We start from the raw sequence: 20,336 nt of genomic DNA on the forward strand, positions 1-20,336 counted from the left end.
AATATTGTAAAAGAGTGTTGCGATGTGTCCGGGGCATTGTAATGATCCGGCTCAAGCAACACTTAGGTAGGAGCTGAATAATGGCGTTAATCGACAGTATTATCGGCGCAACTGGGCAATGGGTTTCCACAACTAACCCCAAAGCGACCCTGGCCCAACCCCTAGAATGGTTGAAGAAAACGGGAGGCTATGCAGCCGTAAACCGCATTATCGGCCTTTCTATTCCGTTTGCGCCCCGTAACCGGTTCAGTGTTGAAGAAGTTCGCCCGGGATACGTGCGTGCACGCATCAAACTCAAAGGGAACAAGAACCACTTTGGCAGCCTGTATGCGGGAGCTTATTTTCTTGTGGCGGAAATTCCTGGTGGGGTGCTAGCGCTGTTTGATCTTGGCCCAGCCTACACACCGATCCTGAAGGAAATGACCCTTCAGTTCCTACTGCCGGCCAATTCGGATGTCACCGTAGAGTTTTCGTTGTCACCAGAAGACGTCGCGGGGATTCTCAAGGATGCCGATGCCACGGGCCGTGCGAAGTTCGCGTTAGAAGGGCAGCTGCGAGACATGGAGGGCAACCACGTTGCCACCTCCATCGCGCAGTATCGGGTTCGTAAGAAAGGCTTCAAGCCAGCCGCATAACCGTTAGCTGGAAGCCGCTCTTCAGGCTGGGGCCAGTTCGGCAACAGCGGCCAGAAAGATCGCGCCATACTTTTCCAGCTTGGCGGCTCCCACGCCGCTAACGCCGGCAAGTTCATCAAGGGTTTGCGGCTTGCGCTCAAGCATGTCAAACAGGGTAGTGTCGTGGAAAATAACGTAGGGCGGCACTCCCTGCTTTTCAGCCAGTTCTTTACGGCAGGCTCTAAGGGCCTCCCAACCAACGTGGTCCGTAACCTGGTCTTTAACAGCGCTGCCTGATCTTCCGCTGGAAGAGCGGCTTGTTGATTTTTTAACCACGGGGTCTTTGCGCAATTCCACCTTATTTTCGCCTTTCAACAACGGCCGGCATTCGTCTGTCAGTTGCAGGGCGCCGTAGCCTTCCGGATCTGCCCGCAAGTAGCCGTTAGCCACCAATTGCCGGAAAACGGATTTCCATTCGCTGGCAGACAGTTCGGTTCCAATGCCGTAGGTAGAAACTTGATGGTGCCCGGATTGTTGGATTCGCGCATTTTCTGAGCCGCGCAACACATCAATAAGGTAGGCAACTCCGAATCTTTGCCCGGTGCGATACACACAAGACAGCGCCTTTTGCACGGCAACCGTGCCATCCCAGGTTTCTGGTGGGTTAATGCAGGTGTCGCAGTTACCGCAGGGCGTTTCAAGTTCGTCACCAAAATAGTTCAGCAGAACTTGCCGGCGACATTTTGTAACTTCACAAAGGCCCAGCATGGCATCTAGCTTCTGCCTTTCTACCCGCTTGAAGTGGTCGTTACCCTGGGAAGTTTCCAGCATCTGCCGCAGTTTAATCACATCCTGCAGGCCATAAACCATCCAAGCAGTGGAGGGTTTGCTATCACGCCCGGCACGGCCTGTTTCCTGGTAATACGCTTCCAAACTTTTGGGGAGATCAAGATGCGCGACAAATCGCACATCGGGCTTATCAATGCCCATGCCAAAGGCGATGGTTGCTACGATAATCACCCCGTCTTCCCTAAGAAAGCGTTCTTGATTATGGGCTCGGTCGTTGGCGGGCAGCCCGGCGTGGTATGGCAGTGCTGTATAACCTTTCTGCGCCAGCATCTTTGCTGTGGCATCAACTTTGTTGCGTGACATGCAATAAACGATGCCGCAATCTTCTTCATGTTCCGCTTTAATAAATTCCAGCAACTGCTTGTTTGCATTCGTTTTAGGCGCTATGCGGTATTGAATATTCGGGCGATCAAAGCCGCTTATAAAATGCCGTGCTTCGGTGAGAGAGAGCCGTTCGGCAATCTCCTTGCGGGTGCGCTCGTCGGCGGTCGCCGTTAGCGCAATCCGGGGAATTGCCGGGAATTCGTTAGCCAGCACTGCGAGCTGCAGGTAATCGGAACGAAAGTCATGCCCCCACTGGGACACGCAGTGAGCTTCGTCGATGGCAAACAACGAGATAGACGCATCGTGTAGCAACTCCAGAGTACGGGGTTGTATCAGCCGCTCTGGTGCGCAATAGAGAAGATCCAATTCGCCTGTACTCAGCGCATATTCCGTGGCGCGGGCCTGTTCAAAATCCATAGTGGAGTTTAGGAATGCCGCCCGCACACCCACCTCACGAAGTGCCGCAACCTGATCTTGCATCAACGCGATCAATGGCGAGATAACAATGGCTGTACCGGAACGAACAAGGGCGGGGACCTGATAACAGAGGGATTTACCTCCACCAGTAGGCATCAGTACCAGGGCATTACCGCCGGAGACTAATTCACGGATAATCTCTCCCTGCAGCGGGCGGAAGGTTTCATATCCGAAAACCTCGTGCAAAACCTGCTCGGGGCTTCTGCCTGAAGTAGTGGGTCGCTCTGCAGAAAGCTGTTCAAAGTCCTGGTCGGGATACATAGGATAACCGGTTAATCGCGAAGCGGAGGTGAAATCTGGTAGCGGATCATATCAGATTCAGCACAAGGAATGGCCGAACAGACAGTCTATTGGGAGGCAAAGCCAAGGAAGAAACGGTACAATACGGCGGCTTTAAACTACCGCTTCACGGCTGATCATCATCGATACAGACAAGAACAGGGCATCCATGCAGGAATTTGACGCCATCCGTCCCTATTCGGACGAAGAAACCGGCCCGGCAATTCAACGGTTGGTCAACGACCAAGAATTTCTGGACATGGTCGGGCGCTTCAAGTCGCCGGCACTGGCTCGCTGGGCCCCAGCACCTCTGCGGTTTTTCACGCGTCGCTGGCTGGCAAGCCGCTTTGGCCATTTCACACAGGTGGACGACCTACAGACAGCGCTTTCCGGCTATATCGGTGATCTGATTGAAGGCACCACCACCTGTGTGACCACCAGCGGCTTAGAAAATCTCAGTAAGCAGGGCGCTTACCTGTTTATATCCAACCATCGGGACATAGTGTTTGATCCCATGGTGATCAACTATCTGTTGTTCCGAAACGATTTGCGCACCACACGGATCGCTATTGGCGACAACCTGCTGGCCAACCGCGTATTCGCTGAAATGATGCGGTTGAACAAAAGTTTTATTGTTCGCCGTGATATGACCAGCCCCCGTGAAATGCGCGACGCCTACATCACGCTTTCTGGTTTTATTAACCACAGCATCGCTAGCAATGAGAATATCTGGATCGCCCAACGGGAAGGGCGTGCTAAAGATGGTCTGGATTTTACCGATCCGGCGATCATCAAGATGTTTTACATGAGCAGCAAGAAGGACGGCCTGAGCTTTGCTGAGGCAATGAACAAGCTCCGAATCGTTCCTGTGTCCATATCCTACGAATACGACCCCTGCGACGGCGACAAAGCCCGCGAGCTGGAAACCAAGGCCCGCGCCGGCAGCTATAAAAAAGCAGAAGGTGAAGACACAGAACAGATTATGAAAGGCCTGACTGAGTTCAAGGGCCATGTGCACGTTCACTTTGGCACTCCCATCATAGATGCGCCGGAAAACGCCAAAGAGCTTGCTGCGTTAATTGATCGGGAAATACACGCCAATTACCACTTGCACGCATCTAACCTTGTGGCCTACGAGAGTCGCGGGCTTCATTCCCAGGATGTTAAGGATTTGGACGCTGTTCGTGATTCCGTTGTAACCGCCGGGAACTGGTCTGAAGAAGACATGCGGGCCGCCCGTTCAGAAATGGACAAAAGGTTGGAGGCTTGTGATACCGCTAGTCGCCCCTACCTATTGAACATGTATGCCAACCCGGTTCAAACCGCGTTGGATGCAAATGCCCGTCTAAACATTTCGGAGAAATCCGGACAATAATTCTTTTCAACAACGAGGTACTGCGTGCAGGATCTTCAGTATATTGAGCTAGAAACCCGAGCCAACCCAACAGCCGCCGTCATCTGGCTGCATGGGCTCGGTGCCAGTGGCCACGATTTTGAACCCGTAGTGCCGGAGCTCGGTTTACCGGACGACGCTGCCGTACGTTTTATATTCCCGCACGCCCCTAATCTGCCGGTAACTATCAACGGGGGCATGAGCATGCCTGCCTGGTATGACATAAAAGCGATGGATATCGATCGGGTTGTGGACACTGACCAGTTGATGGATTCGTCTCGGGCCGTGGGCAAACTGGTTGACCGGGAAATCGAGCGTGGCATTCCTGCCGCGAACATCGTTATTGCCGGGTTTTCACAGGGTGGGGCGGTTGCTTACGAACTTGGTTTAACATACCCGAAGCGACTGGCGGGCATTCTGGCACTATCCACCTACTTCGCCACGGCGAAAACGGTGCAGCCTTCAGAAGCAAACGCAGGTATCCCCATCAACGTGTACCACGGAACAGCTGACCCCATGGTTCCGGAAGCACTTGGTGTTCGAAGCGTGGAAGCACTCAAGGGAATGGGCTACGAGCCAGCCTATATGACATTCCCCATGGAGCACAGCGTGTGCCTTGAGGAAATTCAGGAGATCGGGCGCTTTATCCGCAAGCACGCTCTATAAGCATCAATGAAAACACACCGGCATTCAGCTACGCCAGAATGCCGGTGAAAACACGATCACCACGCTCAAAATCTCCAAACGCCCCATCAGCATGCCCACGGCCAAAATCCACTTAGCGGGATCTGGCAGGGGGCCGAAGTTCCCCGCGGGACCGATGATGTCACCCAGGCCTGGGCCTACGTTGGTAAGCGCGGTAAGTGCGCCAGATAAAGACGTGACAAAGTCGAGCTGCATAGCGGCAAGCGACACGGTAATCAGAAACAAACACAGCAGAAAGATAAAGGTGTAGGCGATCATCGACGCAATAATGTCGTCACTAACCGCCCGACCGTTGTAGTTACGGGTTAGCACGGCGCGTGGGTGCAATAAACGGATCAATTGCTCACGTAGTATGATCAGTGAAAGCTGAAAACGGAAAATCTTCATGCCCCCGGACGTTGAGCCAGAACACCCGCCAATAAACATCAGAAAGAAAAACAGCACAAACGCCAATGGGCCCCAGGCCGAATAATCCTCTGACGCGTAACCAGTCGTTGTCACCACAGACGTAACGTTAAATAACGTGGCTATGTAGTTGTGAATCGGGTCGAAAGGCACCGGAGACACTGCCCACCTGTAAAGCGCGAGAAGCGCTGGCACAACAAGCAGTATGGTAAGAAACAGCCTGACCTGCTGATCCTTGAAAAGCACACCACGCTGGCCATGAAGCTCCCTTACAAAGAGAAAGAACGGCAAACTGCCAAGCATCATGAAAAACGAAGCTTCTACCAGAATCAGATCATTGAACTGGCCCATGCTTTGGTCCGAGGTGGAAAACCCACCCGTTGCGATACTCGTTAACCCATGGTTGAAGGCATCAAACAGCGTCATACCCGACAGCCAATAAGTGACGACCGCTGTGGTGGAAAAAATAAGGTAAACAAGGAGCAGCCCACGGCTCAGTGATTTCATCCGGGGAAGCGCTTTGTCCGTCCATTCTGAGGACTCTGTGGCAAACAACCGCATACCACCAACACGGAGAAACGGAAGTACGGCTACGAACATGCCAATTATGCCGATGCCGCCTATCCACTGCAGGATTGAGCGCCAGAGCAGAAGGTCTCTATCCATGGTGTCCAGGCCACTGAACACCGTTGCGCCTGTGGTGGTTATGCCTGAAGCACCTTCAAAAAAAGCGTCCGTGGCAGAAATACCATCATCACTGAGGTAAAAAGGAAGCGCAGAGAGCAGCGCGATGATGAACCAGGACGAGACGGTAAGTACGAACATATACCGTGGTTTCAAATCACGGGGCTTTCGGTACGTGGAAGCAATGCCCAGCATACCAATGCCGAAGACGATGGCAGCAGATTCCACAAACGACACCGCATTGGGCGCGCCCGAGCCGATCAGGAGAAATATCGGTAGTGTCATGAATATGCTTAACAGCACAAACATGATGCTTACAATAAAAATTACAGGATAGAGGTTTCTCAATGGATGCCCGAGCTAGCTGAACCGAGAGAGGGCGTCAGAATACCTGTGGGGAAACTCATCCGCAAGGTAACTCGCGGCTTGCGGGTTGATTACCTAGGTATTAAAACGCCGTCAGTAATCAGTTCTGGATATAGAAAAGCAGAGCAGATTAATGCAACCTCAATAACTGACAGTCACACGACCGCCCCAGGAAGCCAACTTTGAACCACCTCGCCCATCTTTTTCTTGCCCCAGACTCGCCAGAGGCGCGGGTGGGCAGCGTTCTTGGGGATTTCACCCGGGGCGTGGACGTAGCGGCACTCCCATATGCTGTAAGGCTGGGCGTTCGCCATCACCTCGCCGTGGACAGCTTTACCGATAAACACCCCGATGTGCTGGCCAGTAAGCGGCTTTTTTCCACACAGCGACGCAGGTTTGCAGGAGTAGCTCTGGATGTTCTTTACGACTACTTTCTCTTACGCCATTGGGCCAAATTTACCGATGCCGACCAAAACACCTTTATACGCACCGTGTATGCACAGCTTCAGGATAACGAAAACCTGATGTCGCCCGGCATGAGCAGGACCACCCGCCATATGGTGTCCCACGACTGGTTTGGATCCTATCGCGATCTCGACAACATAGGTTATGCCCTGGACAGGGTGACAGAGCGCATCCGCTTCCAAAATGCGTTTGCCGGAATCATTCACGAGATCCGGCCGCTGCATTCAGAGCTTGAAGAACGATTTTTATCATTTTTCCCAGATTTACAGTCATTTGCAGGAGGAATTGAATGAGATTTCTGATCCCCTTTTCACTCGCTACGGCGCTTATTATCCCGACCGCAGCCTTGGCAGACACAACGTCAAAAAGCGAAGCGACGGTTCCCGAGACTCTCGGGTTTGTAGAGTGGGTGGTAATGCACGACACCGGTCTTAGGCTTAAAGCTCGGCTGGATACCGGTGCAAAAACCTCATCGCTACACGCAGTGAATGTGGAAGAGTTCAAGCAAGACGATCAGAAATGGGTGAAATTCCAGATTCCATTAGCAGATCACAAGGATCACCCTGCCGAAGGTGATATTAACCATGAAGAGATCATTCTAGAACTGGAGCTGCCAGTTGAGCGCACCGTACTTATAAAACGCAAAGGCGCGCCATCCCAAAGACGCTACGTTGTGATGATGGATTTTTGTATTTCTGGCATTCGCCATGAAACCCAGTTTTCACTGACGGATCGCGGCAATTTCTCATACCCAGTTCTACTCGGGCGTCGGTTTATGAGGGACGACAACATATTGATCGACTCTGCCGACAGCTTTATTGCCAGCAAAGAGTGTGAGTACATGAGCTTGGAAGAGCTTGTAGACAAGCAGCAGGCAAAAATTGTTACGGGCGATGAAACAACCTGAAAACGTTATCGAGACTAAAGCTTTAATATTCCTGAAATAATAAAAACTTAGACTCTTTTCCACGATCACACTCAATGGGAAAGGTTTATATGAAGCGCTTGTTTTTTGTGTCCATGGTTGCTGCCAGCGTTTTGCCGCTGGCAGCATGCTTTAATGACTCCGGCTCGTCAGGCAATGGCACGACGGCGGGTAACCCGGAAGTAGTCCCACCACTGGTTGAAGCGCAAGCCACCCGTTTTCGGGTTTTGCCTTATCTGCAAAACCCATCCGCAACCGGCACAACCGTTGTTTGGTTTACTGACACCGATGTGTCTGGCAGCATCGAGGTAGAGGGGATTGGCTCATTCGATTCTCGCCCGGTACTGGCTGAGCACCTGAGTTATGGTGCCTCTGAAGTAGACTACATCCACGGCGATAAAAACTACGGTAACACCCTACCCATACACGGTCATTCAGCCTGGGGCTGACGCCGACTTCACCTCAGAATTTAAAACGGCCGCAGTAACGGGCAGCCGCACACCGGTTCGCTTCATCACTATGTCTGATATGGAAACAGAACCCGAGTCCACCCAAAAAACGGTTCGCTGGACGGCTAATGGGCTTACGGCTGATGGCTGATGGCGGCAAGCTGGGCACAGATCCTTCAACTTACACCCGGCAGTATCCGGTCGACCAGACCACAGGCTTTAAAGCCAATATTCAATACGCAACGGAACGTAACCCTGACTTTTTGGTAATCGCGGGCGATCTGGTTGAAAAGGGCGGGCGCCAGCTCGACTGGGACGAATTCTGGCGCCATACCGCAGGTGAGTGGAGCACCTTAGCCTCCACAACGCCTATCTTCCCGGCGCTGGGCAACCATGAGAACTATTGGCACCCGGAAAGCCCCGGCTACAACGCCGCCGCATCCATGCTTTCCTATGACAAATGGAATACCTATTGGGAGCTGCCCCGAAATTTTGGAACCGATGAGCGCTATGAAAAGCGTTATTACCGTGCTGATTACGGCCCGGTGACCCTGATTATACTGGACTCATCAAACGGTGATGACAGCGATCCGTCAAAAGACACCAATCTGATGATTAACGGGACAGAATCCAGAATTCCGGATTTTAACAAAGGTAGTGAACAGTGGAATTGGGCAGTGCGGGAACTGGCCAACGCTCAGGCCACGGGACAAATCATCTTTGTGCAATTTCACCATACTGCCTTTGGCACCGGTGTTCACAGCATGACCCCAGGCTCTGCTGGCATTGCCAATGGCGAAGACAATCAGTCTGGCATGCCCATGCGAATCTATCGAGACCTGTTCGAACGGTATGCCGTAACGGCGGTACTTTCAGGGCATGATGAACTGCTCGAATACGTAGAAATGAATGGCGTGCACTACTGGGATGTTGGATTTTCCGGCGACGGCCTGCGTGGCTCGGGCTACCCGCCAACGACAACCTACGTTCCCTTTGACCTGCTGCCAGCCGAGGCCCAGGCAACACACTGGAGTGCTCACAGTGATGCACCTGAAATATGGAGTGGGAACCAGCTTATCGACGGTGGCAAGCACTACGGTTTTGTTGAGGTGGACGTGCGCCCCATGGGTGATTACGACTACGAGGTAGTGATGACCCCGCGCTATGTCTTTCCGCTGATGAACGAAGCAGGGGACGTTACCGGCGAATTCGATTATCGGCAGTACAGCAAGGTGGTGAGTGTGACGGTTAAGCGCTGATAGTCCTTGTTGGACTATTTGCGCCCATCTTAACGGGCCGCTGCGCGAGGCGCAGCGGCAACTCTACAGTTCGGTATGAGAATCAGAGATCCAAGTCAATAAACACGGCCTCATCTTCTGAGGTAGCTACACAATATTATTGATTCACTAGCGTCGCCAGCATCCATCTGCAATGATTCACTGCCACTCGCCTAATTTTTAATGGGTATCCTTCACGTGTCTTTTTTGAATATTTCTTTGTTATCCGCCTTTATTCCGACCTTTTTTGTCGTGTCTATTACCCCCGGCATGTGCATGACGCTGGCACTGTCTTTGGGCATTACTATCGGTGTGCGTCGCGCGATGTGGATGATGGCAGGGGAGCTATTAGGGGTGGGGATTGTGGCAGCCACCTCCGCCGTGGGCGTAGCTACGTTTATGCTGCAGTATCCGACCGCATTTGAGCTCTTCAAGTACGCCGGTGGCGCTTACCTGGCTTGGTTAGGAATTCAGATGTGGCGCTCTCGAGGCAAGATGGCTATGCCCGAAGCGGATGCAGAGCCGGTTACGGCGTCACGCTGGGAATTGGCAGCCCAGGGGTTTGTCACAGCCATAGCCAATCCGAAAGGTTGGGCATTTTTTGTTGTGCTACTACCACCGTTTATTGATAGCACCCTGCCGATGACACCGCAACTGGCGGCATTGGTATTGATTATTCTCACCTTGGAGTTTTTGTGTCTGCAGTTATACGCCCATGGCGGACGCACACTACGCCGGGCGCTAAGCAAAGGTGGCAGTGTTCGGTTGGCCAATCGGGTTTCTGGCAGTTTGATGGTACTGGTGGGTGCTTGGTTAGCGTTTGGCTAGGCAGACGGTGAGGCGTTTAAAGAGTAGTTGTAATAAAGCCCAGCACGGGGGTGCTGGGCCAGTATAAAGTGATAATCAGGCGCAGTGGACCAAATCGTTAAACATAGAAATCCAGCTCTTCCTGGGCTTTCAACAGATCCCGCATCTTGATGGGGTCGTCACCAAAGAAGAAGATCAGGCCCCAATGAGTGCCGAAAGCTGCCCGGTCAGGAACCGTCTCTTCTGTCGGCGCGACCAATTCGTGAGACTCAAAGTAAGGGTGATCAACGGTTTCACTGGGCATTTCCAGCTTGCTGACCACACGACGTCTTGGGTACACGCCAAAGCAACCTGCGTAGCATTTCGCATCAACCACTTCCCGTGGGAAGAAGGCAGCCACTTCCTCTTTCGTGCTCTTCGGATCAAACACCAACATTGAGGCCTGGTATGCGCTGAACCCGTAAGCTCTCTCTATAAGCTCGAACGCTTTGAATCCGGGCGGGCGATACGCAACCTCGCCAAAGTACATCTCACCATCTGCAGTGACGAAGTACTCGGGATGAATCAAACCGAATTTTATCTCGAACGTTTTGATCAACAACTCGATCTGCTTGGTGATCGCGTTGCGCCAGCTCTCGAGTTGCGCGGTAGCGGGTACAAATACCGAATAGCCCAAGGTTACATATTCGGAAATATTGAGAAACTGGATTTTACCATCGTGGATCCACGCCTCAACGGCAAACTCCCAGCCATCTAGGTGACTTTCCATCAGTAGCGGATATTCTTCCGCCGGAATGTTGTCGATTTCTTCTACTTTTCGGATCATTCGGTGGCCAAGGCAACCGGCCTTGTCGAATGCTTTAACGTGTATCGGGTCGTCCGGGTCACCATCCAGCTTGAGCAGCGTCTGGTTGACTCGCTTCATAAAGCGCACGATGTCTTCTTTCTCGTGCGCTTCCTCGAAGATACCCACACGAATTCCGCCAAGCTGTGCACGGCGCTTCATCAGAGCCTTGTCGCGGAACAGAATAGACTGCCCGAACATACGAGGGCTATCGAGGAGGACAGAGTTGATCGCCCCCGACCACTCGACGGTTTCCTCGAACAGCGGTATCGCCACATCAACACCTTCCGCCTTAAGCCTTTTTGCAATCTCCAGGGACCGATCGTTCAGACGGAGAAAATCCCATGGGATGAAAGGTATCTTGTTTGCAGTACAGAAATCAGCAGCCCACTCGGGGGCAACCACTATATAGCGGCGGTCAAACTTTTGTGCCGCCTTGATCGCATTGACGCTCCAGCCAAGCAGGGCGATGTAGCCTTTGTTCGGATCCTTGGGAGTCTCGGTTCCTTTGACTGAGTCCATGTTGGGATCGAGCCAAGCTGCTACTTCTTTGCGTAATTGAGTTTCTGGTGTTATCGACATTCGTGGTTCTCCTTACTGATTAGCACAGACAAACGGCGTGGATATTTAAACACACCCGATAAATTGGGTGATTTGGCTCCGACGTTTACCTCAATATAGTCGTCGTGGTTACAATTGGAAACAAAAGTCTCAGAATAGTTTGCTTCCGAAACGCCTTAAGAGCATCTTTGGGCGATTCGAAGCAGCCAATTGCTTAGGCAAGGACATTATTGTGACTATTTCCAGTTCTGAATCAGATACTAATGTTTTGCTTGCAACCTTTGACGGGGCGCTGGAACAGCTTGCGCTTGCCCGAAAGACCGCTCCCATGGCGTCTAACAGGGAAGTACTGGACGCAGCACTCCTCGTTATGGAAGCTCCGGGCGGGCTGGACGCGCTGTACGCCCGAGTACCGGCAATGGAGGCCAAGGGCATATTTACCAACGGTGATTGGGGCCAACCCGCTATCCTGAGGCCCGCGCTCGCCGTGCGCACGTTACGCCAGGGTGCGCCAGACTTCACGGCCATCGAAGCCCTGAGTGAGCTTAGGCTGCTTGCTGTAGCTATGGGTGATTTTCGCCATCCCGGAATTTCAGCAGAGCAGGCCAAGCGGTTTTTGACTCAGGTGACGGCATTGAATCTGGATCTGCTGTCAGGCCAGATGAGCGAAGCGGATCGGGAGCGGCCACAGGGGCTAGGACAAATCGTCAACTCGCTCTATCAGTATCTGCTCAGCAGGCTGGGCTACGAGAGTATTCTCGACAGCTTGGTGGATGAAGTGCGCCGTTTGCTGGCCCAGCGACCAATACAAACAGACAGCATTAAGCAGATGGTCAGCCAAATTGCCAAATGTCTGTTTGATCCGGCAATAGAGACGTCGGGTATGGATAAAGCAGCGCGCCTTGTGAGCGCTTTATTCGGCCCAGCTGCAGGCTGCCGCGATGACCCGGGCTTTGCAGTCTATAGCGAGCGCCTGGCGGCCATGGACGAACTCGCGCTATCTAAAGAGGCCCAGGGCTTTGCCAGTGCAATGCACGAAACGGGCATGGTTTCTCCCTACCATCCCATGTTGTTACGACACCTGCTCGCTCACTGGGATCATCTGATACCTTTGGCACTGGGCCTGAGCATCACCGGCAACGACGCCCTTCAATGCTACCGCCAGATTGTCCTCAAACTGATAGACGAAGTTGTACACCCGGAAACCAGTCAGGCTGTATACGGGCTGGCCATGCTTCTTGAACGCGGCTCTCTATTCACCCCACCAGTGGCTTCGGGCTTATGGCGGCACGTCGAAATGAAGCTGTGCTCGGCGGCATCTGAACAACTGAGCGAAGTTTTCGGCAATGCACACCCTCCGCGGGTGTATTTACTCGCCGGTGTATTGAGCCTGCTAGGGCAACCTTTGGGTGTTGGCCAGGGTAACAACCCGACGTGTCAGTCGGTTATCGGCCTTTCAATGTGGGCCTTCAACAACGCTGATTATCTGTTGCAGTTGGTGGCCTGGGCCGCCCGTGATGATGATGTCGTTATGCGTTTCGAGGGTCACCAAATAACCTCTCAACACCTGGAAGCCGGCCTTGCGAAAGAACCTCCAACAGATGTGGACCCGGTTTCACTGGTTCTGGTGCCCCACCTTGATCGGATTTATGGCGAGATGGGGCGCTTGTGCGGCGTGCGGGACGACGACCTGCACCGCTGGATAAACCCTGAAATGTATGGCTGGTGGGTAGGGCATGGGTTTCTTAGTGTCATAAGCCGGGAGACAGGGAAAATCCACGACTATCAGTACTTTATACGCCACTTTTATGCCTGCTATCACCCATATTACAATGGCAACATACCGGTTATCCATCCACAACCAGCCGGCATCGCAGTTACCGACAGTGGAGGGCGCCTAGTTGGACGCCATGCCATAACCATCATCCGGGTGAACCTTGATCGACATGGCGAAATACGCATCTATTTTTTCAATCCCAACAACGACAGCGGCCAGGATTGGGGCCAGGGTATTAATTGCTCGACCCAGAGTAATGGAGAACGCTACGGCGAAGCGTCGCTACCGTTCGCTGAATTTGCTTCACGCTTGTGCGTATTTCATTACGACGCGAGAGAACTGGGAGACATGTCGATGGTTCCCGAAGCAGACGTTGCATGCGCCACAGAACTCGGCCGCGACAGTTGGGCCGCGAGCTATGAGAAAGGCGCAGAAAACATAATCAAACCCACGCATTAGGAGTCCCACCCGCTATGGTCGCGACCCTCGATGATCTCGCAAAGTTGGCAAACTATTCGCTCATGGATTCTCTCAACTGCGACCCTGACGCGAAAGCAAACGGGCGCGACCATGAACCGCGACAAGTGTTCACGGGTCACTATGTTCCCGTTAATCCCACGCCAATCGAAAACCCGGAGTACGTCGCCCATAGCAAAGACTTATTTCGCGAACTGGGCTTTGCCGACAGCATGGCGCAGTCGGCTGACTTCGTACGTGTGTTCTCCGGCGACCTTACGGGCGTTCCAGAGCCGATGCGTAAGGTCGGTTGGGCGTGTGGCTACGCACTGTCTATCTACGGAACCGAATACAACCAGCAATGTCCGTTCCAAACCGGCAACGGATACGGCGACGGGCGCGCAATTTCAGTGCTAGAGGCCGTCATCAGTGGTCGACGCTGGGAAATGCAATTAAAAGGCGGTGGCCGGACGCCATACTGCCGTGGGGCCGACGGTCGGGCCGTTCTACGCTCGAGTGTCCGGGAGTTTCTGGCACAGGAGCACATGCACGCACTCGGGGTGCCAACGTCACGTTCCCTAAGCTTGTACGTCTCGAAAACGGAGAAGGTCAGGCGGCCGTGGTACTCACAGGGCTCACATTCGAAGGATCCAGACATACTTATATCTGAGCCAGTCGCCATCTCAACGCGCGTCGCACCGTCGTTCCTTCGGGTTGGCCAACTTGAGCTCTTCAGTCGTCGCGCCCGCAAGAAGGAACACCCGCACGCGATGGAGGAGCTCGAGAAGATTGTGTTACACTTGATCGATCGTGAGTACGCAGACGCAATCGACCAGACACTAGCCACCGCCGAAAAAGTGGTGTTGCTTGCCCGCGAGTTCCTCGGCCGACTCACGTCGCTTGTGGCGAACTGGATCCGCGTTGGCTACTGCCAAGGCAACTTCAACAGCGACAACTGTGCCGCCGGCGGCTTCACACTCGACTACGGGCCATTCGGATTTTGCGATGTGTTTGATCCGCATTACCAGCCATGGACCGGTGGCGGACATCATTTCGCGTTCCTGAATCAACCAGAGGCAGCAAAGCGCAACTTCCACATGTTTTGTTCAGCGCTGCGGCCGTTGCTGACGTCGCATCAGGATTGCTTGCAACAGCTCGACGAGATTCAAAGTGATTTTCCAAAGGTGATGCAAACGCAAATGGAGAAGATGTGGGCTGCCAAACTTGGGCTTGATGCTTTTCACCCGGCGCTGTTCAGCGAGCTCGCAACGCTGATGGAGCAAACGTCTGTTGATTACACCATTTTCTTCCGCGAGCTCTCGAGGGTGCCTGACGATATTGGCTTACTCAAAACGAGCTTCTACGAGGGCTCGACGTACGATACAGACCCAGAAGGCATGGACAAGCGCTGGTCTGAGTGGCTCACAAAATGGAAATCGCTCACTCGACCGCGCTCTCGTGAGGAGCTTTCTCGACAGATGAAGCTCGTCAATCCAAAATACAGTTTGCGGGAGTGGTTTGTTGTGCCTGCGTATCAACAGGCGGCTGGGGGGAACTATTCTTTAATTCGAGAGCTGCAGGAAGTCATGACGCAGCCATACGCCGAGCAATCGAAGACCGTGGAGGAGCAGTACTATAGGCTGAAGCCGTCGGAGTTCTTTGAGGTCGGTGGATCGTCGCATTATAGCTGCTCGTCGTGATACGCGCGCTAATAGCGCCCGCACCAGAACAATCCCATTTACGTCGCCAGGGGAGTCCTGCCCACAGCAGGACTGAGAATGCTAAACCCTGGAACCTGATCCGGTTAATACCGGCGGAGGAAGTGCGACATGTTAGTACCTGCTTCTCTGGCGCTTTCAGGCGCCCTCATTCTGTTTGCCTGGCTGGGTCTGCGAGCCCGTTTAGCTGACGGCGGTCTTGATGACTATATCACCGCCCGTAACAGCCAGGGTGCCCAGGCCATTGGCCTGTCTTTTTGTGCCTCGGGCATGGGCGCCTGGATTCTGTTTGCGCCACCGGAAGTTGGCGCTCTGGTCGGGCCAGTCGCACTTGCAGGTTATGCTGTCGGTGCTGCGCTGCCGTTTATTGTATTCGCCTTCTGTGGCCCCGCGATTCGTCGATACTTGCCAGAAGGGCGCAGCATTGGCGAGTTTGCCCAGGCCTGTTACGGCAACGGCGTACGCCGCTGGGTAACGACTATCTCCGTACTCTACATGCTGTGTTTCCTGACTGCGGAACTGACCGCAATCGGTGCCATCACCAATCTGTTGTCCGAGCTTGACGGTAGTATCGCTATTGTCGCTGTCGCCGTGACCACGCTGATCTACACCGCATGGGGCGGTCTGCGGGCCAGTCTTGAAACCGACCGCTGGCAGGCATTGCTGTTGCTGGCGCTGCTAATCGTCGTAGCCGTCGTGGCCTTGCCGCAACTGCCGAATGCACTCGATACGGCCAAACTGCCCGATATTCCGTTGTCCGCCTCACTGAGCGTTGCGCTGACGCTGGTGATTGCCGTAACCGCCGCTAATTTATTCCATCAGGGCTACTGGCAAAGACTCTGGGCAGCCGAGGATGATGGCGCGCTGGGCCGGGGGGCCATTCTGGGTGGCGGTATTACCGTACTGGTAGTTGGGCTGGTTGGCGCACTGGGTATTGCGGCATCACTGAGCCTGGACGATATCGGCACTCCGCCGATCCCGTTCTTTGCCTTGCTGACACAGGCACCGGCCTGGCTCGGGATTGTCGCGCTGGTACTGGCGCTCTGTCTGGTAGCGTCGTCGGTGGATACCCTCCAGAACGCTCTGGCTTCAATGGCCGTTACAGAAAAGAAGGGCCTTTCACTGACATCCGCCCGCTGGATTACCTGCTTGTTGATGGTTCCGGTCGTGCTGGTTGCCTTGCAGGGTTACTCGGTGCTCCGGCTATTCCTGATCGCGGACCTGTTGTGCGCAACCTCGGTTATTCCGGTATTTCTGGGGCTCTGGTCGCGGATGACAACATCGGCCGCCGTTGCCGGTGCGATGGCAGGAATTGTGGGCGCGGTGCTGCCCGGTGCCGTGAGCACTGGCAGCGTAATGGCCGGTTTTGAAGCCGCCAGCTTCCCCGGCGGCATTCCCACACTGGTGCCTTTCCTGGGGGCGTTATGCGCCTCCGCTGTTGTCAGCGTCGCAGTGGCTTTGATGACACCAAGGAGCTGCTGACCTGATTGACCGTTCCTTCCCGCCCTATGTGGGCGTAGTCTATGAGTGCAAATATGGTGACACTGCCATTTTGACGAATGTCTAAAAACTTGACGCGAGCGAGTAGACTTTATGAACGTAGTCATTATAGGCGCGGGGATTATGGGAACCACTTTTGCCACCTTGGCAAAAGAGATAGCACCGGATCTGGATATCACCATTTTAGAGAGACTGGACAGTGCCGGCGGAGGAAACTCCTCTCCATTCTGGAACGCCGGTACGGGACATGAAGCTAACTGTGAGCTTAATTATACTCCAGTGGATGGAGAGGCCATTTCGATTGAAAAAGCTTATAAGATTCATGCCCAGTTCAATGTTGCCAAGCAGTTTTGGGCATATTTGATCGAAAAAGGGGCCATCAAAGACCCTAAAACGTTTATTAATCAAACCAAGCATTGCACCATTGTTTCCGAATCCGCTATTGAAGAACTGCGATTACGGTTCAAGGAAATGTCGGCTCATCATTTTTTTGAGCACATGCGGTACTCCGAAGACTTTGATGAAATCAAGAGCTGGATTCCTTACACCATGGACGAGCGCCCACGCCATGAAAAAATGGCGGCTACCGTCATTGAGACAGGTACGGATGTTAATTTTGGTGCGTTAACGGAGCAAATGGCGGCCCACGCAATGCAGGACTTGGGTGTAAAGTTTGAGTATGGCACCCACGTTAAGCGCGTGCACAGGAGCCCGACCGAGCGGTGGGTTATCGAGGCTGAATGCAAAGGGAAACCGGTTCAGTACAAAGCGGATGTGCTTTTTGTCGGTGCCGGTGGGGGCGCATTTCCCCTTCTGAAAAAAAGCCACTTGCCGTTTCGAAACCGCTTCACCGGCTTTCCTGTGGGTGGGCGCTTTCTTCGGGCGCCGATCAGTGAAGAGCAGGCCGGGTATTACCAGGCTAAAACCTATGGCAAAGCGAAAGTGGGCGCGCCTCCCATGTCCGTGCCGCATCTGGATTTGCGGGTGGTTGACGGTAAGCATTACTTATTGTTTGGTCCTTTCGCCTCATTCAAACCTCTGCTTGAGAGAGGCCGTGGGTTTTTTGATTACCTCAGATCCATTCGGCCGCACGACATCCCGGGTTTGCTGAATGTAGCCTTAGAGAATTTCCCCTTGGTTAAATATCTGGTTTCAGAGACGTTCAAAGGCGAAAAGAGCATGTTCGAGGAGCTTGATAGCTTTGCTCCGGGCTTGAGTAAACGATTTGACTGGAAACCGATTCAAGCCGGCCAGCGAGTGCAAATCATCAAAGACCGTGGTTTGCAGATGGGCACAGAAATCATTGTGTCCAAGGACAAAACTTACGGGACCTTACTGGGGGCATCGCCCGGGGCGTCGGTTTCGCCTGAGGTTATGTTGCGCTGTCTGGAACAATTGATACCGTCTATCTTTTATAAAGAGGAAGCTAAGAAAAAGAAGAATGAGATTTTTCCTGAGGATGATCTGGATACATTGATCAGTAATCCTGATCGTTACCGGGAGATTCGCGATGCAGCTAACAAGCAGTTGGGGATAACTCAGACCAAGGCGCAATGAGTTCGACCTTCACTGCCAATAGTCCTGACCCGCAGGCGCAATTTATGATTCATATCAAATAGCCATTTAAAAACCGGCGTTGCTCACCGATTTTCAGTATCAGTTCAGGTTGAGATGTTGTGATAGGGGCATTGCAAATTGGCTAAGAGGTGCAAAGCCATGATCCATGCTCATAAAGCAACAAACCAGGCGCAATTTCTGCTTCGACGTAAACTGACTGTTGACGGAATGATCGACAGCCAGTGGGAGGACTTGATTCAGGAGCTGAACCATCATCCGTGCGTTGATTTTGCCGAGCGCAAATCGAAAAATCGGTTGATTGCCACTTTTGACGCCACCCATTGGTCTACCGACGCTCTGATTGAGCTTGTTGGGGCGAATGGCGGTCATTTGGAAGGCGGCTGGTGGGAGCGTCAAAAACTGGCGCGGTACCGATTCGGTGATGAAAACATTCGGGCCAACGCCAACCTTGATCCCTTCTGCTGTTCAAAAATTCCACCGATGAAAAAGTAACGGGAGGCTACATGGGAGTTAGCAAGGAGCAGGATAGGAAGTCCCGCTACAAAGAGGGCAGTTTGACGTTATCCGGCACAGTTATGCTGGGCACCGGCGTCATGATCGGCGCCGGCATCTTTGCGCTTACCGGGCAGATGGCCGAAATGACAGGAGCGCTGTTCCCGCTGGCGTTTCTGGCTGCGGCGGTGATCGTTTCCTTTAGTTCGTATTCCTACATCAAAATCTCCAATGCTTATCCGTCAGCCGGCGGTATTGGCATGTACCTGCATAAAGCTTACGGCGATCGCTTACCCACAGCCTTCCACGCCCTGCTCATGTATTTCTCGATGGTGATCGCCCAGAGCTTTCTGGCTCGTACCTTCGGCTCCTACACCATGCAGCTGTTCGGCGGCGATGATAGTGGGCTTATGGTGCCCATTCTCGGGGTGTCACTCATTTTGGTAGCGTTTGTGATCAACCTGTTGGGCAACCGGATGGTTCAGGGGGTGGCGTCCTTCATTGGTGTGTTAAAGATCGGCGGCATTCTGATTATTGGACTGGTCGGTGTCTGGTTGGCCGACAGCCTTGCCGTCGACTTTTCCAATACGGGAGAGGCCGGTGCCGTTGGCAATTTCCTGGGCGCAACGGCGTTGGGCATACTGGCGTTTAAGGGTTTTACCACGATTACAAACAGCGGCTCCGAAGTTAAAGACCCGCATCGCAATGTTGGCCGCGCCATCGTGATTTCAATTGCCGCCTGCGTGGTAATTTACACCTTGGTTGGTTTCGCCGTTTCAAGCAATCTTTCCCTCGCCGAAATTATTGAGAGCCGGGATTACTCCTTGGCGGCCGCCGCACGCCCGGCGCTGGGCGAGTATGGTGTGTGGTTCACGGTAGCCATTGCCATGATGGCAACGGCGGGTGGCATTCTTGCCAGCATATTTGCGGTGTCTCGCATGTTGGCCATGCTGACCGAAATGAAACTGGTCCCCCACAGCCACTTCGGCATGTCCGGAAGCATTCAGAAACACACACTTGTCTACACGGTGGTGCTGGGCCTGATTCTAACCGCCTTTTTCGATCTTTCACGGATTGCAGCGCTCGGGATTATCTTCTATCTGATTATGGATATCGCCATTCATTGGGGGGTGTTGCGTTACCTGCGTGAGGATGTGAAGGCGACGATATGGGTGCCATCTGTGGCGATCGTTCTGGATCTGATGGTGCTGGGTGGTTTTGTCTGGGTAAAGCTGAGTTCAGATCCCTTCGTGCTTGGTGTAGCAATTGCCACCATGATCGTGATCGCGATTGGCGAACAGATTTTTTTGAAATCTTCAGCAAGAAAAAAAGCGATGGACGATGAAGATTCTCACGCGCATCACCATTAATATCTTCAAAAAAAGGGAAAG

Annotated in this window: 17 protein-coding genes and 1 riboswitch; of the genes, 14 read left to right on the forward strand and 3 right to left on the reverse strand. The window is 53.2% G+C overall.

All coding sequences use genetic code 11. The features are described 5' to 3' along the window. Positions 1-80: 80 nt before the first annotated feature. The gene (locus CPH80_RS04745; RefSeq protein ID WP_096275845.1) at positions 81-635 is read left to right on the forward strand and encodes a DUF4442 domain-containing protein; all 555 of its coding nucleotides are present in this window, start codon (positions 81-83) and stop codon (positions 633-635) included. A gap of 21 nt (positions 636-656) precedes the next feature. On the opposite strand, the gene recQ is transcribed toward CPH80_RS04745, so the two are convergent. Further along, complete coding sequence (recQ, locus tag CPH80_RS04750; protein WP_096275846.1) at positions 657-2,525, reverse strand: DNA helicase RecQ; 1,869 nt, start codon at positions 2,523-2,525, stop codon at positions 657-659. Positions 2,526-2,712: 187 nt separating this feature from the next. Here recQ and CPH80_RS04755 point away from each other — a divergent pair, with 187 nt between their 5' ends. Continuing rightward, entirely contained in the window at positions 2,713-3,918 is a 1,206-nt protein-coding gene (locus CPH80_RS04755) for a 1-acyl-sn-glycerol-3-phosphate acyltransferase (RefSeq protein ID WP_096275847.1), read from the forward strand. A gap of 24 nt (positions 3,919-3,942) precedes the next feature. Continuing rightward, the gene (locus CPH80_RS04760; RefSeq protein ID WP_096275848.1) at positions 3,943-4,602 is read left to right on the forward strand and encodes an alpha/beta hydrolase; all 660 of its coding nucleotides are present in this window, start codon (positions 3,943-3,945) and stop codon (positions 4,600-4,602) included. A gap of 24 nt (positions 4,603-4,626) precedes the next feature. Here the strand turns inward: CPH80_RS04760 and CPH80_RS04765 are convergent, their stop codons facing one another. Next, complete coding sequence (locus tag CPH80_RS04765; protein ID WP_096275849.1) at positions 4,627-6,039, reverse strand: TrkH family potassium uptake protein; 1,413 nt, start codon at positions 6,037-6,039, stop codon at positions 4,627-4,629. A gap of 239 nt (positions 6,040-6,278) precedes the next feature. Here CPH80_RS04765 and CPH80_RS04770 point away from each other — a divergent pair, with 239 nt between their 5' ends. From CPH80_RS04770 to CPH80_RS04790, 5 genes are all read left to right on the forward strand, one after another. Continuing rightward, on the forward strand, positions 6,279-6,854 hold the full coding sequence (locus CPH80_RS04770) for an ACP phosphodiesterase (protein ID WP_096275850.1): 576 nt from the start codon (positions 6,279-6,281) through the stop codon (positions 6,852-6,854). Further along, the gene (locus CPH80_RS04775; protein WP_096275851.1) at positions 6,851-7,468 is read left to right on the forward strand and encodes an ATP-dependent zinc protease; all 618 of its coding nucleotides are present in this window, start codon (positions 6,851-6,853) and stop codon (positions 7,466-7,468) included. Before CPH80_RS04770 ends, CPH80_RS04775 begins: the two co-directional genes overlap by 4 nt. Before the next feature lie 89 nt (positions 7,469-7,557). Further along, positions 7,558-7,935 carry a hypothetical protein gene (locus CPH80_RS04780; RefSeq protein WP_096275852.1) on the forward strand — a complete coding sequence of 126 codons (378 nt, stop codon included), beginning with the start codon at positions 7,558-7,560 and terminating at the stop codon, positions 7,933-7,935. Between the two features lie 128 nt (positions 7,936-8,063). Further along, positions 8,064-9,194 (forward strand): metallophosphoesterase family protein, encoded by a 1,131-nt coding sequence (locus CPH80_RS04785; protein WP_096275853.1) that lies wholly within the window; start codon positions 8,064-8,066, stop codon positions 9,192-9,194. 216 nt (positions 9,195-9,410) lie between these two features. Then, complete coding sequence (locus CPH80_RS04790) at positions 9,411-10,040, forward strand: LysE family translocator (RefSeq protein ID WP_096281409.1); 630 nt, start codon at positions 9,411-9,413, stop codon at positions 10,038-10,040. Between the two features lie 97 nt (positions 10,041-10,137). On the opposite strand, the gene CPH80_RS04795 is transcribed toward CPH80_RS04790, so the two are convergent. After that, positions 10,138-11,445: a carboxylate--amine ligase gene (locus CPH80_RS04795; RefSeq protein WP_096275854.1), complete on the reverse strand. Its 1,308-nt coding sequence runs from the start codon at positions 11,443-11,445 to the stop codon at positions 10,138-10,140. Between the two features lie 211 nt (positions 11,446-11,656). Here CPH80_RS04795 and CPH80_RS04800 point away from each other — a divergent pair, with 211 nt between their 5' ends. From CPH80_RS04800 to CPH80_RS04825, 6 genes are all read left to right on the forward strand, one after another. Further along, a complete protein-coding gene (locus CPH80_RS04800; RefSeq protein WP_096275855.1) occupies positions 11,657-13,660 on the forward strand; it encodes a hypothetical protein in 2,004 nt (667 codons plus the stop codon). 14 nt (positions 13,661-13,674) lie between these two features. Then, positions 13,675-15,357, forward strand: coding sequence for a protein adenylyltransferase SelO (locus CPH80_RS04805; RefSeq protein ID WP_096275856.1), 1,683 nt, complete (start codon positions 13,675-13,677; stop codon positions 15,355-15,357). 38 nt (positions 15,358-15,395) lie between these two features. Further along, positions 15,396-15,497, forward strand: a riboswitch (TPP riboswitch). Then, the gene (locus CPH80_RS04810; RefSeq protein ID WP_096275857.1) at positions 15,487-16,857 is read left to right on the forward strand and encodes a sodium:solute symporter family transporter; all 1,371 of its coding nucleotides are present in this window, start codon (positions 15,487-15,489) and stop codon (positions 16,855-16,857) included. It overlaps the preceding riboswitch by 11 nt. A gap of 111 nt (positions 16,858-16,968) precedes the next feature. Continuing rightward, complete coding sequence (locus CPH80_RS04815) at positions 16,969-18,432, forward strand: malate:quinone oxidoreductase (RefSeq protein WP_096275858.1); 1,464 nt, start codon at positions 16,969-16,971, stop codon at positions 18,430-18,432. A gap of 159 nt (positions 18,433-18,591) precedes the next feature. Beyond that, entirely contained in the window at positions 18,592-18,945 is a 354-nt protein-coding gene (locus tag CPH80_RS04820; protein WP_096275859.1) for a hypothetical protein, read from the forward strand. A gap of 11 nt (positions 18,946-18,956) precedes the next feature. Then, on the forward strand, positions 18,957-20,315 hold the full coding sequence (locus CPH80_RS04825; protein ID WP_096275860.1) for an APC family permease: 1,359 nt from the start codon (positions 18,957-18,959) through the stop codon (positions 20,313-20,315). The last annotated feature ends 21 nt before the right edge of the window (positions 20,316-20,336 follow it).

Origin of the sequence: Marinobacter sp. LV10R510-11A (genome assembly GCF_900215155.1) — a bacterium.
GTDB lineage: Bacteria > Pseudomonadota > Gammaproteobacteria > Pseudomonadales > Oleiphilaceae > Marinobacter.